Genomic DNA, 14,612 nt, shown 5'->3' with positions numbered 1-14,612 from the left:
AACTAACTGTATAATTAACAGTCCTGGTGCCAGTACTTATAAATGGCATAAGCGAGAGTAACTACACCGGTAACAATGGCCGATTCATTCACTGCAAACAGAGGATGGTGCAGTGGGTAATTTATTTTATTTTGGAATCCAACCCCGAGGCGGAACATGCTGCCAGGAGCGTGTTGTAGATAAACCGAAAAATCTTCTGCACCCATAGAGGCTTCGGGTATGATTAAAACGCGATCGCTTCCCCAAGCTTCCTTAGCTGCTGCTTCCAACAACTGAGTTAAGGCTAGGTCATTTTGTACCGATGGTACTCCCCGCTGATAGTTGATGTGATAGCGAGCGCCATAAGCATTACAGACATTGGCCACAATCTTTTCAATCCAATCCGGTAGGTCAGCATAGGTTTGGGGATGAAGCGATCGCACTGTTCCTACTAGTTGCACTTGGTCAGCAATAATATTCGGAGCTCGCCCACCACTAATTTGTCCAATTGTCAAGACCATCGGGTGTAATGGGTTCTGGGTGCGACTAATAGCTTGTTGGAGGGTGGTAATCACCTGGGCAGCAATCCAAATCGCGTCAATAGCTTGGTGAGGGCGAGCTCCATGACCCGATTCTCCCATAATTACGATTTCTAAATCATCCGCTGCTGCTGTTAATGCCCCATAGCGGATACCAATAGACCCTGCAGGAATTGATGGGAAAACGTGAAGACCAAAGATAGCACTGACATCCTTCATTCCGCCATCTTTAACAATCCAGTTTGCACCTTGAGCAATTTCCTCAGCGGGTTGGAACAGAAAGCGAGTATTACCAGGAAACGTTTCTCCGAGTTGGGATAGAACCATAGCTGTGCCTAAGCCTACGGTGGTGTGGACATCATGACCACAGGCATGCATAACTCCCGGTTGATGTGAAGCAAAATCCAGGCAAGTTTGTTCGGTGATGGGTAGAGCATCCATATCAGTGCGCAGTGCGACTAATCGCTCATCGGTACCACCAATCAGTTCACCGATCAGGCCAGTTTTGCCAATTCCTTCTTGTACATGAACACCACAGGAGGATAAGACACCAGCTACGTAAGCGGCTGTTTGGTGCTCTTGACCACTCAATTCTGGGTGAGAGTGGATATGACGGCGAATTTCGATTAGACGCGGGGCAATTTCTTGGGCTAACTCTTTAATCTGGGAGAGCATGCTGCTAGATAAATGCTAGATAAAATTGTTTTGATACTTCACGTAAGTTAAACAAACGCGGAAGCCCCGTCTTTTTAAAGCGGGGAGGAAGCGTAGTAGCGACTTTAGTCGCGATCAATTATAATCAAAAAAGACTGAAATGATGCTAAGGCACTCTTCTTTCGGCAAAGCCGACGCTACGCGAACGGAGAAACGGCTAAGCCAGTAGGTTAGTATCGGCGAGTGATGCGCAAAACGAAGTATTGGGGCTGTCCGGGAATTGACTCGGTTGTAGAAGCTACAGATGCGAGCAATCCCTCGCATCTGTAGAGTAAGCCAGCCTGGAGGTTCGGCGCTTAACCCTTAGATTCGATTGATTTGGAGTCTAGGCGCGTTGAGTATGCTAGGGCTACTGAAAACCAACGTTCTGAAGACTGGGCGAAAGCCCCTGCGCTTCAGCCGGGGGTAAGCTTACTTATTTATACTTCTTTTTTAATTGTTGTAATAATTAATTGGTTATCATACAACTATTTGCGGTGAAAGAATATTGTCTCAATCATCCATTTCTTAAGATACAACCGCTGCTGAAACGATGCCTTGCTCCTCAAGCACTGCAGCAACTCTAAGAATCATTGCTTCATGATAGGGTGCAGCAATAATTTGTACCCCTAAGGGCATTTGACCAGGACGGTTAATTGGTACTGATAAGACCGGTAAGCCAATGAAGGATAAGGGTTGAGTAAATAATCCTAAGTTTGGACGAACCAACACTTCTTCTCCGGCAATGACCATTTTTTCTTGACCCAGTAGGGGAGCAACACAGGGTGTAGTGGGAGCGAGGATAATATCCACATCTTGGAAGACTTCCCGAACGCGATCGCGAAACCATTGTCGAAACCGTTGGGCTTGAATATACCAAGTCCCTGGAATTAGGGCACCTGCTAAAAAGCGATCGCGTGTAGCTGGGTCAAAATCATCGGGACGTTTACGCAAATTGTCCAAATGCAGGTTTGACCCTTCATTAGCCGTAATAATATAAGCTGCTGCTCTGGCTCGCTTGGCTTCTGGGATAGTAACCGAGGCAGTTACATCCAAGCTACTAGCGACTTTAGCGACAGCATCCAAGACTTCTGGTTCTGCCCCTTGAGAAAAATAGCCATCAGCAACCCCAATCCGTAACCCTTCAATCCCCTCGTTAAGCTGGGGGACACAGAGTTCTGGGAGACGATTGCTACAAACGGGATCAGTGGGATCTACTCCCTGAAGGATATCAAAGATAGTAGCAATATCCCGTACAGAACGAGCAAACGGACCGATATGATCCAAACTAGCTGAAAACAAGAAAACCCCTGCCCGAGACAATCGTCCGTAGGTAGGTTTGAAGCCAAAAGTACCACACAACGCAGCTGGTACCCGGATCGAACCATTGGTATCGGAACCGAGAGTGATCGGTACTAATCCCGCCGCCACTGCTGCTGCCGAGCCGCCAGAGGAACCACCAGCAATGCGAGTGAGATCATGGGGGTTATGAGTTGCACCGTAATGGCTATTTTCCGTTACAAAGCCATAGGCGTACTCATCCATATTTAATGCTCCAACTAGGATAGCACCCGCTTGTTTGAGTTTAGTTACAGCAGTAGCATCACGGGAAGCAGGAGGATTTTCAGCATTAATTTTTGACCCAGCTAATGTTATTAAGCCAGCGATATCATATAAGTTTTTAACCGCAAAAGGAACTCCTGCCAATGGACCGGGATTGTTCCCTTTAGCAATAGCATGATCAATATCTTCAGCATCCGATAAAGCTTGGTCAGTGGTAACCGTTGTGAAACAGTTAAGGGATTGGTTACGGACAGTTATTTTTTCGAGACAGTTAGTAATGACTGTTTTGGCGGTGACTTGACCTTCTCGAATCGCAGTGGTAATTCCAATGGCATCAGTTGGGTTCACGGTTAGCATCCTAATTTCAACTATTATGATGATTGAGTAACGCTGATCAACCAATAAACTAGATAATTTGATAGTCAAAAATTATCAGCATCCTAAGGTTCAAATACAGGAGCAGCTGCGATATCATCAGGTAAGCTAAATTCTGTGACTAGAGATGCGATCGCATAAATTTTAGAGAAGTTTTTGATAACACCAGGACGGTGTTCGGGCTTAAGGTCTAAATCAAGGAGTTCCGCCATTGCTGCGACATAGGTAGCAGTTTCAATTTTTTTGGGCATCATTACTAGTTAGTCTTTAAGAATTTAGTAGTTAAAATTAATTATAATCTATAAATATAATAGAATTTGAAAACCTGTCGTTATTACTCAAAACTAAACCCTCAAAACTCGACAGTCTCTTCAAAACTATCTTCAAACAAGCAAAGTTAAATTTTTCGTTACCTTAAGGATATAAAGACACCCGATAGGGCTATGACTCAAACGAAAGCCGAACCCATTATCCGATGGGAAAAACTCCCCGACGAATTTCAATTACCCGATGACCCAGTGGAAAATCTCTATCATCCCTTATTAGCGGCTATCCTCCGAGAGATTCTGGAATTAGCCGGATTTATCAATAATTCAATGCTGATTGCTTCCAACTTTGGACTCTGTGCCAATGTGGACGGTAAAACAGTAGTCAAAGCACCGGACTGGTTTTATGTACCTTCCGTGTTTCCAGTCTTACCAGGGGTGATTCGCCGGAGCTATACCCCTCACACGGAAGGAGAGGTACCAGCAGTGGTTATGGAATTTTTATCCGAGAAGGAGCAAGGAGAATATTCCATTAACCCCCGTTACCCCTATGGCAAATGGTACTTTTACGAGCAAATCCTACAAGTACCAATTTATGTGATTTTTGACCCAGCGTCGGGAAGTGTCGAAATGCGATCGCTTAATTCAGGAAGCTATACCCTCCAACAACCCGATGCTAATGGACGCTACTGGATTGAATCCATGGGTTTGTTTCTAGGAGTATGGTACGGCAAAAAATCAGAAATTACCAACTATTGGTTACGGTGGTGGGATAGCTCTGGAAATTTATTACCTTGGGGAGAGGAGAAAGTTCAACAAAGTCTACAGCAAGGCTTACAGCAAGGCTTACAGCAAGGAAAACTGGAGCTAATTATGCGTCAGTTGACACGCCAGGTTGGAACAATTGAGCCTACTCTAGAATCACTCATCAACAACTTATCTGTTGCTGATTTAGATCAATTGAGTGAAGCATTGTTCGATTTTTCCGATGGCTCGGATTTATCCAGTTGGTTAGAGGGACTGAAAGGCTAATCAGATGTAAGCATATGCGCTACGCGCACGCTACGCGAACAGCCGTCAGCGGTCAGCTGTCAGCCCTTGGCTTAAAACAAGATATTCGGCTTAGGAGTTCAACGGACTCAAAGCCAAATACAATGAATTCCTTGGCCGAAAGGCCAAGGAACTGAGATTAAACCAATGCTTACCTCTTTAATTCAAAAGCTGATAGCTGATAGCTGATAGCTGATAGCTGATAGCTGATAGCTGATAGCTGATAGCTGATAGCTGATAGCTGATAGCTGATAGCTGATAGCTGATAGCTGATAGCTGATAGCTGATAGCTGATAGCTTAGAATCAGCAACGTCTACGAATAGCCTCAGCTAAATAATCATAAATCAGTTGATATTGAGCTTCTGGTTCTTGCTGCCATCTCATCACTAAACCTGACTTGACCAATAGCTCTAGGATAAAATCTAAGTTGTCAGTGGATAACTGTAACTCTGCTCCTAAATCGTCTTTTGTTCGGAATGGTCGAGTGCCATCCTTATCCGTTAACAAACCCAAAATTTTCCAAGCCGCGTTTTGGTTTTCTGAACCACAATCAGAAACAACCCCTTCTAAATAGCGCTCCACTAGCTTTTCTTTTGATCCGTTTTGTCGATAAGCCGCTAAAGTATTGATTTGCTCAGTTTGCAGTTGCACTCCCACTATCTGTAATTCAATCGGGCTTACTTCTCCCACTGGTTCATTCTTAGCTAGGTCGTTTACCAACTCATCGACTAATGCATCCTCTAGGTAAAATTTAGCTCTAGTGGTTAGATTAGAAATAATCGATTTTGCCTCGTCTGGAGAAAAATTACCGACATAATAAAGGATACCTTTATTAAGAATATCATTATTAATGGCATCCAAATCTACCTGACGAGCGCACTTTAATAATAGGTGTAGATAATCCTCCCGTAAACACAGGATAACTTTGAGATAAGGAATATTAAGACAGTCACGGAAAAACTCAAAGAAGCGTTTTTGTTCAGCTGGCTCTCGGCAAGCAAAGAAAAACTCTTCAAATTGGTCAAAAATCAGGATGTTTATCTGGTTTTGCCGTTGATTTTTTTGCAACTGGTCTAGAAGAGTAGCCGGTTCTTCGCGTAGCGTGGCCTTTTGGCCAAGGTTGTTTTTATAACCTTCAACCTTTAAACCTTCAACCGTTAAACTTTCACCTTTCGACTCTAAGATACGTTTACCCAACTCTTTTTCCCAGTCAGTGTAAACCTTCAACCTAATCGGGACTATATCACGGTTACCAATGGGTTGCTGTTTTAGGGTGGGGATTAGCCCAGCTTCTAGTAAGGAACTCTTGCCCACTCCAGCTTGACCATAAATTACAGTTAGTTTGTGCTGGGTACTGGCAATGCGTTGGACTAGCTCTTGTACTTTGTGTTGCCAATGGGAAGCAGTCATGGCCTGAGATACGGTAGGGCTACCTTTACTCTTGGTCTGTGGTAACTGATTTTGTGGTAACTGATTCTGTGGTAACTGATTCTGTTGGGAGGATTTGAGTTTACCCGCACCGATAAAAGCAAGTAAACCATGCTCTTGTGCGATCGCAAGCCGTTCTTGTTTTAATCTAAATGCTGCTTGATATCGTTTTTGTTGCCAGTAGAGGGTTCCTAGAGTTTCCAGGATTTCCAGGTACAGTTTCGGGTCATCACCAATGCCTAACTCCCTAGCCCGTTCCAGATGGCTAATCGCTTCGGAATGTTGACCCAAGTGTTGTTGCGCTTGAGCCAGAAGTAACAGATAGCGACCAACGGGAGATTTATTTGTATATTTCTGGCTAATCTTATCTATATTGACTACTCCATTGAGGCAATATAAAGCAGAATTTTCCTGATAGCTGGAGTACTGTTGCTGTTGTTGGGCTTGGATACTTGCGGGATAATAGGAAAATTTTTTACTTCCCCCTGTTCCCCCTGTTCCATAGGCCAACAAATCTTCCCTATCCTGTGCAACACCCTGTTCTTCTGTGACTTTTGTGATAATTACATTGGCATATTGAGCGTTTGTGTAAGCCTCCTGCCAGCGGGATTTGTGTAGCGCCACTTTTGCTATAAATCCATAATCCTGAGCGATTTGAACAGGAGCAGAGTAGTTTCTGTGTAGCGCTAGAGACTTTTTAGCTAGACTTTCCAAATCCTCCCAGGCTTGCAGAGATTGCAGTATCTCACCGAGCTGATTAATAAACTTAGCCACTAAATCCGGTCGTTGCTCTTGTTCGAACACCACCAGACACTGCTCTAAATACTCCTTAGCCTTGTGCCAATTTTCTCCATAGCTAGGGTCTCCCGCTGGATATTGCTTAGCCTGATCGCAATAGCACAATCCTAGGTGAAACAGGATAACTGCTTCTCGCTCCCGAGGTGGAGGGGTAATGGGTTTACGGGATCTGAAGGTAGGCACACCAAGTCCGGGGAGAATCTCACCGTTGTTTTCGGGCTTGCTCTGGTGCTTGCGGGGTTCCTGTTGCCAGAATTCTAAACTTTTCTGATAGTGGGTGATAGCAACATCAATCTTGCCCAATCCATACGCCTCTCGACCCCAGACAAAGTTAAGACTGGCTAGCAACTGTGGTGGCAACTGGTGGTTACCACTTTCCAAATCCCGTAAGGCAAACTTAATTTCCTGACTATAACCAGCACCTAAGATAGCATCATTGGGGCAAATTTCACTGGCACCTAATTCCAAGACTTTGCTAAATAAAGAATTGGCTTTTTGTTGTAGGTTGCTAATTAGGCTTGAGGTTGGGATTTGAAACATAACCGTTGTTGCCCAACTGTGGAAATCTGGTGTGATGCGAATCAGCTTACACAGCACCTCATCGTTAATCCACAATACTAATGGAAACTGGAAATTTTTGCGAAACTCTTCTCTAACTTGGTTAGTGGCGATTAACAGTTCATCAAGGTCCGTGACTGACTCTAAACCAAACACCATCAAGGCAGCTGGCTGTTCCTCCCCGATTTCCTGTCGGAGGGTGGTGTAGAGTGTACAAGCAGATTGGTCTAGGAATACTTCCCGGATTGGGACAGAAGAAATTTTGTGTAGCTTGCGCACCACTCGCTTACGCCACTTGGCATAATTACAGTGTGCTAACATCAGCAAAAACTGTCCCTCACTAGCAGCTATTGCCCAGGCTAGTTCTTCTACAGCATCCCGGTGGTGAGTAGCTACAGGGTCGAGTAGGGGTGAGTTAGTCATGATTTTAAGGATATTGCTTATGCCAGCAAGTACTTATGCCAGCCAGTGAGGTAATTATATTATCAGCAAATTAAATTCTATCCTGGTAGCAAAATGGCAATTTTTTGTGATTTTTTTGTGATTAGTCATGATATGATTAACTTTTAAGTAGTAACACTTAAATACCTAAAACTACTACAGACTACTTAGCAATACTACTTAAAACTTATTAAAATTGCCATAGTGGTTTCCAGTCCCATTCCAGACTGCTTCTGACGGAATCAGGACTTCAGCACTGACGCACTAACGACACCAACGAAGATCCCTCTTATTTACATTAGTATTGTGCTTCAGATAATCCTGTAGCCAATCGCAAGCAAGGGACTGCAGTTGATCAGGATGTCTGATAGTCTCTAAATTCCATATAATTACTCTAGCAGATGAATCTGAAGAAGCAATAGTCTGGCCATCGGGACTAAAACTGAGGCTAACTACAGCACCATCATGGCCAGAAAAGGTTTGAGGTTGTTTACCTTTGGTGTTCCAAAGCTTGACAGTTTTGTCAGCACTAGCGGTAGCAATGGTTTCACCATCGGGGCTAAACACCACACTCCAGACGGTATTGTCATGACCTTTAAGAGTTTTTAGTTCATTACCATCACTAACATTCCAGAGTTTAACCATCTTATCCCTGGTAGCAGAGGCCAGGGTTTTACCATCGGGGCTGAAACCGACACTCAGAACCCAATCCTTATGACCATCGAGGGTTTGCAGCTCCTTGCCATCACTAACATTCCAAAGTTTGGCAGTCTTGTCTGCACTAGCCGTAGCAATCGTCTCACCATCAGGACTGAACCTGACGCTGTTGATCCAATTTTCATGACCAGTCAGAGTTCTAATCAGGATACCATTCTGATTCCAGAGTTTAACTGTTTTGTCCCTACTAGCCGTAGCGATAATTTGGCCATCGGGACTGAAAGCGATACTCCTGACCACATCCTTATGGTCAGATAGGGTGTGCAGTAACTTACCATTCTTATTCCAGATTTTGGCAGTATTGTCTGCACTAGCGCTAGCAATAGTCTTACCATCAGGGCTGAAGCTAACACCCCAAACCCAACCGGTATGACCAGTCAGAGTTCGCTGCAATTGACCGTTTAAGCTCCAGATTTGGATAGTGTTGTTCTTGCTAGCGGTAGCAATAGTCTGACCGTCGGGGCTATAACTGACGTTGTAAACGGTATTCTCATCCCCTGTGGGAATAGGGAGTTCATTACCGTATCGACTCCAAAGTTTAACCGTGTTGTCAGCACTAGCGCTAGCAAGGGTCTGGCTGTCGGGGCTGAAATTAACGCTCCATACCGTACTTTCATGACCGGTAAGGGTTTCGAGTAGCTGGCCATTTCGATTCCAAAGTTTGACGGTATTGTCAGCACTAGCGCTAGCAAGGGTCTGACCGTCGGGACTGAAACTGATGGTAGTCACAGTACTTTGATGACTTTCATGGTCATCGGTTCCCAATGTCTGATACCGAGTACCGTCAAGTTTCCAGAGTTTGACAGTTTTATCCTTACTACCAGTAGCAATCAGTTTACCTTTGGGACTGAAACTGACGCTGAAAACCGCATCCTCATGGGCTTGTATGGTTAGAGGCTTTCTCTTGTACAAGCCATTCCGGTCTCTACGCCAGAGTTTAACCGTTTTGTCAAAACTCCCGGTTGCCAGCACCTTGCTATCGGGGCTGAAACTAATACTGAGCACTGCTTTATCATGGGCTTTGAAGATTTGGGGTTTTTTGCCTTCCAGACTCCAGATGATAACTCTTCCATCCTCGCTAGAAGCAGCAAGGCTTTTGCGATCAGGGCTAAAACGCACGCTCCAAACTAAATCAGTATGCCCTGTCAGGGTTTGAATATACTTACCATTCCGTTGCCAAACTTTAACAGTTTGATCTTTACTAGCGGTAGCAATCAACTTCCCATCAGGACTGAAGGTAACACTCTTGATTTCATCCTTATGTCCATGCTTTCCTGCTAACGTGTAGAGTTGTTTGCCTTCCTTGGACCAGATTTTGACAGTTTTGTCGGAACTAGCCGTAGCAATTAGCTCACCGTCGGGACTGAAACTAACAGTGTTGACTGTATTATCATGACCTTCTAAGCGATTGCGCTCTCTAACCCCATAAAAGGCTTGCTGTAGAGAACTCATCGCTATATCCTTAGTGTCAGAGCTGACCCGAACTGACCACTTGAGTTTTTTTCCTGCCTGTAAGGCATCTTTTAGTGGATCGAGGGCATGATTATTCGAACCGTAAAGGGCTTCTGAGGATTTAATCAAAGCTGTGATTTCGTTGTTTCTAGCAAGAGCCCAAAATATAGCAGCAGAAACGGTTGAGACCGCTAACATGCCAACTAGAACAATGGAGCCGGTCAGTGCTATCTTCGACTTCTGTAACCGGGCTTGAGAAAGCCGATGTTGCTCTTGGACTTCCTTAAGTTTGGCGAGTAATTCGCTATCTTGCTGCTGGCGAATCACAGAAACTAGATAATCATGAACCAGTTGATAGCGGTTAAGGGGACTTTCTCGTAAGAGCACCACTAATCCTGATTCGACTAGGATATTTAAGACTAAATCTAACTGGTCTATTTCTTCTATCGCTAAATCCACTGCCAAGGATTTTAAGTCTTTTTCCAAATCCTGGCGGGTCTTAGGCGGGCGGGTGTTATTTTCTTCAGTTAGTAAATACAAGATCAGTTCAGCAGCTTTTTCATTCTCGGAGCCACAATCTGCGATCACTTCTTGCAGGTAACGCTGCACCAATTTTTCTTTAGGACCTTTTCTCCGATAATGAGCTAGGGTAGTAATTCCTTCAGTCTGTAGTTGAGCTCCTACTATCTGTAATTCAATGGGACGAACTTCTCCTTCACTGCTACCTAGTTCCTGCACTAAGGTGTTTACTAAGGCTTCTTCTAAATAAACTTGAGAGCGCTCGGTTAGTCGTTGAATAATAGATTTAGCATCCTCTAGGGAGAAATTACCTAAATAATAAAGAATAGTTTTGTTGAGAATATTATTGTTGATTGAATCAAAATTTTTATGACGAATTCCCTGCAACAAAAAATACAAATCATTTTCCCGTAATGACAAGATAACCTTGACGAAAGGAATCTGAAGACACTCCCGGAAAAAATCAAAGAAGCGTTTTCTTTCAGTAGGATTATCCGAAATCAAGAAAAACTCTTCAAACTGGTCAAAAATCAGCACCGTTAGCAAATTGCTATGTTCATTTTGTCGCAATTGCTCTAAAAGGGTTGAATGTTGCAGGTTAGTTTGGGTTGAATGTTGCAGGTTAGTTTGGGTTGAATGTTGCAGGTTAGTTTGGGTTGAATGTTGCAGGTGAGAAGACTGCTGTGAACCTTGGCCTTTCGGCCACGCTTTCGCCGTAGGCGACGCTCCGCGAACGCGAACAACCTTCAACGGGTCAACCTTCAACCCAGAAAACCCTTCACCGTTCAACGGGTCAACTTCCAACTGAGAAGAAGCTAAGGATTTCCAGACTTCCCTGACCCAATCGGTGTAAACCCTTACCAAAATTGGTACGACATCACGGGTTCCAATTACCTTAGTTTTGAGAGTGGGGACTAATCCAGCTTCTAGCAGGGAACTCTTACCTACCCCTGACTGACCATAAATCACTGTCAGTTTGTGCTGGGTGCTGCCAATACGTTCCACTAAGCGCTCTACATCGTTCTGACGTACAGAAGCAGTGATTTCCTCCGCAGCAGTTTCCTGCTCTAGGAGTAAGGTAGAAGTTTGGCGTAGATGAGGTTTAAGCCGACCAGGTCCGATAAAGGCACGGAAACCGTACTGCTGCTCAACGGAGAATCGTTCTTGTTTGACCCGAAAGGCTTCTAGATACTGCTTTTGCCGGAAATAAAGCGTCCGCAATTTTTCCAAAATGCGAATATAAAGTTGTGGGGCATCCATTGGACCGGTTTCCTTAGCCCTTTCCAGGATAGTGATCGCCTCCTCCGACTGACCCAAATGCCCCTTCGCTTTAGCCAGAAGCAGTAGATAGGACATTTGATACTGTCCGGAGGTATTAGTTAACCGTGTTAGGAGTTCTAAAGCTTTCCTAGCTGCTTGCTGAGCGCCCATCCAACGGCAGTCTTGAAGGGCGACTGCAGCGATAAATCCATAATCTTGAGACAGTTGCAGTGAATTTCCATAGGTTCTGTGCAGTACCAGGGAGCGTTGCGCCAGACCTTGTAAGTCTTTCCAAGCTTCCAGTCGTTGTAGGGTTTCGCCAAGTTTAGTAATAAACTTGGCGATTAAATCTGGGCGTTTTGCTTGTTCAAATGTATCGATACATTTTTGAAAATACCCTCTGGCTGTGATCCAGTGGTGACGAGTTTGGGAGCGATTGAGTTCAGCCAGGTTCAGATAACACAAACCGATATGAAACAGCAGTAGAGCTTGACGTTCTACTGGTGAAGGGGTTGAGGGGTCTCTCGGCAACGTCCGGAGGGAAGTAGGTATTTGGGTAGTTCGACCCAGTCTGGAGGTAAAACTAGTCTGCTGTTGTGTTTTCTGCTGTTGTGTTTCGCAGCTCCTAGATTGCTGCTGCCAAAAGGCTAAACTTTGCTGATAATACTCTAACGCCTGTTCGATCTGACCATTAATATAAGCTTCTCGACCAAGGACAAATGGCAAACTAGCTTCTTGGGTTATGTCTAAGACATCTCCACGAGTTTGCAAATCCCTCAAAGCTGAGTCCAATTCTCGGCAATAGCTGGAACCGAAAATAGCGGTATTGGGTAGGAACTGATCCCCACCGGCATCCAAAATACGAGTAAATAAATAACTCTCTCGCTCTGCTAGAGCTTCAATCAATTGACTAGAGGAGAGGACAAAATCTGTGCTTGTTGCCCAACTCTCTAAATCTGGCACAAACCGAATCAGCGTTTGCAATACCTCGTCATTTACCCATAACACTAGAGGGAAGGGGCAATGCTTGCGAAACTCCTCCCGCACTTGGTTGGTAGTGATTAGTACTTGCGACCGGTTGCTCAGGGACTCTAAACCAAAGACCATCACCGCAGCTGGCTGTTGATCCCCTAGCTGCTCCAAGATAGTGGTATAGAGACTCTTAACCTTAACCGACTGGTTCAGGTATATTTCCTGGAACTCAACAGCACAGACTTGCCGCAACTTCCGGACAATGTACTCCTGTAAAGCTTCATAGTTGCGGCGGGCTAAAATCAGGGAAAACTCCCCTTGGGACGTCTCAATCGCCCAGGCGAGTTCCTGCATTGAATTAAAGTTGTAGGCATCCGCATCTTCTACGCGGTATAAGCTAGGCATGATTTGAATCCTTCCGCTTCTGCCAAAATGGGATTAACGTCAAACCAAGACCCATCTTGGTCTCGGTACTCATAGACGAACATGCTGCGGATCAAGACTTGGTAACCTTCATCTCCAACTACCTTCTTGTGTTTAGCAACATGACACAATAGTTCCCACTCATCGTCTGAGATGGGTAGGGTTAGTTCATTGCGGCGGTCTCGAATTACAGTTTCTAACATGCCTTGAGACAGAGGTAATCGTCTTTCTTTCTTGATCCAGGTACTGAGGAACCGGAGCAAATTCCGCACATGACCCCCGCTAGCGTAACACAGGCGGTCTAAAGTGTCAGGGGAGTCGAACACCTCTTTTACTCTAGCAAGACGCGACCCAGGCTCTAAATCAGGGAAGGCTCTAGCGAGTACCATTTGTCGCAGCAGAGCCATGCCCTGTTCATGGGGAGTGCCATCTCGTAACCTTACCGGTACCATTGGTAACACTTTGGGATCTACCACAAAGCGTTGAGTCAAGGCACTATAGTCATTAGAAAATCGTAGGGCTAGGGGCATGGTATAGACCACATGACAGTGTAACCCCTTTAACTGGGCTCCACGATCCACAAATAGATATTCCGGCTGATCACGTCCCCAAGGCTTCTGGGAAGCATCCACCCGATCGAGGTTATCTACAATTACCACTAGCCCTTGTTTCCCCACTTGTTGGAGGTTTGCGATCGCAGGTTCGAGCAACTCTTGGTTAATCACTTCTAACAACCGATTGGTTTGAGGTTCGAGATATTGCCGTAACCGACTGCGCAGATCCGGGCTATCCTTAGCCTTAGCCGTAATCTCACCAATCCCAACGGCTAGGGAAACCGCCCCCTCCGTGTCTACTCCAACCTCACCAATGCCAGGAACTCCTACCCGACCGCTTAATTCAATTTCAGTGAGCAATAGTTTAGCCGCACCTGCCAGTAATTTTTTAAAGCCTTTCGGTTCACCTAGCTTAATTTTGTCTAAGCTTTCACTGACTCGACGAGCAATAGCGAGTAAAATGTCACCAACATCTACATCTCCCATTTCCAAGTCTTGAGAAGACTCAAAATAGACCACGTGAAAGTCAGCTTCTTCCAATTCCGCTTTCAGCCGCAGTAATTCCGTAGATTTACCACAACCAATATGTCCAGTAAATAGCTCACAGGTCGGCTCATCCATGGAGAAGAAGGTGATATTGTCCTTCAACTCTTCAATGATCTTGCCCCCTCGCACTGAGGAAAAATCGATATAATAATTAAGGTCTTCAGGCTGTTCTACCGTTAAGGTTTTGCTGGGATTACAGGCTTTATATAATTTTTGGATGTTTACTGTCATAGGTTTCCTTTCTCATTAGTCATTACTCATATTATCTTGCACCAAGTTAAAATTTACCTGTCAAGGTAGGGAATCGGGAATCGGGAATCGGGAATCGGGAATCGGTAACAGGGAAAAGTCATAAAATTTGAGGATTTTATAACTGATTATATATCCAATACTATTAGTCATTAGTTAGTTTGGCTTAGTTTTTTTTTATTATGTTGTGACTAATTATGGGATTATGATTTACTTGTTATTCCCCATT

At 44.6% G+C, this 14,612-nt stretch carries 7 protein-coding genes; 1 reads left to right on the top strand and 6 read right to left on the bottom strand.

Features of this window, described 5'->3' with window-relative positions; genetic code table 11:
* Window positions 1-14 precede the first annotated feature (14 nt).
* From F6K49_RS04045 to F6K49_RS04035, 3 genes are all read right to left on the bottom strand, one after another.
* The gene (locus F6K49_RS04045) at window positions 15-1,193 is read right to left on the bottom strand and encodes a M20 family metallopeptidase (protein ID WP_293094470.1); all 1,179 of its coding nucleotides are present in this window, start codon (window positions 1,191-1,193) and stop codon (window positions 15-17) included.
* 546 nt (window positions 1,194-1,739) lie between these two features.
* Window positions 1,740-3,131: an AtzE family amidohydrolase gene (locus F6K49_RS04040; protein ID WP_293094466.1), complete on the bottom strand. Its 1,392-nt coding sequence runs from the start codon at window positions 3,129-3,131 to the stop codon at window positions 1,740-1,742.
* 83 nt (window positions 3,132-3,214) lie between these two features.
* Complete coding sequence (locus tag F6K49_RS04035; RefSeq protein ID WP_075903942.1) at window positions 3,215-3,403, bottom strand: DUF4089 domain-containing protein; 189 nt, start codon at window positions 3,401-3,403, stop codon at window positions 3,215-3,217.
* Window positions 3,404-3,592: 189 nt separating this feature from the next.
* Between F6K49_RS04035 and F6K49_RS04030 the strand changes: the two genes are divergently transcribed.
* Window positions 3,593-4,447, top strand: coding sequence for a DUF4351 domain-containing protein (locus F6K49_RS04030; RefSeq protein ID WP_293094461.1), 855 nt, complete (start codon window positions 3,593-3,595; stop codon window positions 4,445-4,447).
* Window positions 4,448-4,769: 322 nt separating this feature from the next.
* Here the strand turns inward: F6K49_RS04030 and F6K49_RS04025 are convergent, their stop codons facing one another.
* From F6K49_RS04025 to F6K49_RS04015, 3 genes are all read right to left on the bottom strand, one after another.
* Window positions 4,770-7,673 (bottom strand): tetratricopeptide repeat protein, encoded by a 2,904-nt coding sequence (locus tag F6K49_RS04025; RefSeq protein ID WP_293094458.1) that lies wholly within the window; start codon window positions 7,671-7,673, stop codon window positions 4,770-4,772.
* 282 nt (window positions 7,674-7,955) lie between these two features.
* On the bottom strand, window positions 7,956-13,016 hold the full coding sequence (locus tag F6K49_RS04020) for a hypothetical protein (protein WP_293094456.1): 5,061 nt from the start codon (window positions 13,014-13,016) through the stop codon (window positions 7,956-7,958).
* A complete protein-coding gene (locus F6K49_RS04015; RefSeq protein WP_293017972.1) occupies window positions 12,995-14,365 on the bottom strand; it encodes an AAA family ATPase in 1,371 nt (456 codons plus the stop codon). The genes F6K49_RS04020 and F6K49_RS04015 overlap by 22 nt, the downstream gene beginning before the upstream one ends.
* Window positions 14,366-14,612 lie beyond the last annotated feature (247 nt).

The sequence above is a fragment of the Moorena sp. SIO3I6 genome, assembly GCF_010672095.1.
This window is presented reverse-complemented; position numbering and strand designations above follow the sequence as displayed.

Excerpts from the sequence above, each read along its gene's own strand:
- F6K49_RS04015 (WP_293017972.1), bottom strand. The coding sequence starts at position 14,365 with ATGACAGTAAACATCCAAAAATTATATAAAGCCTGTAATCCCAGCAAA.
- F6K49_RS04035 (WP_075903942.1), bottom strand. The coding sequence starts at position 3,403 with ATGATGCCCAAAAAAATTGAAACTGCTACCTATGTCGCAGCAATGGCG.
- F6K49_RS04030 (WP_293094461.1), top strand. The coding sequence starts at position 3,593 with ATGACTCAAACGAAAGCCGAACCCATTATCCGATGGGAAAAACTCCCC.
- F6K49_RS04040 (WP_293094466.1), bottom strand. The coding sequence starts at position 3,131 with ATGCTAACCGTGAACCCAACTGATGCCATTGGAATTACCACTGCGATT.
- F6K49_RS04025 (WP_293094458.1), bottom strand. The coding sequence starts at position 7,673 with ATGACTAACTCACCCCTACTCGACCCTGTAGCTACTCACCACCGGGAT.
- F6K49_RS04020 (WP_293094456.1), bottom strand. The coding sequence starts at position 13,016 with ATGCCTAGCTTATACCGCGTAGAAGATGCGGATGCCTACAACTTTAAT.
- F6K49_RS04045 (WP_293094470.1), bottom strand. The coding sequence starts at position 1,193 with ATGCTCTCCCAGATTAAAGAGTTAGCCCAAGAAATTGCCCCGCGTCTA.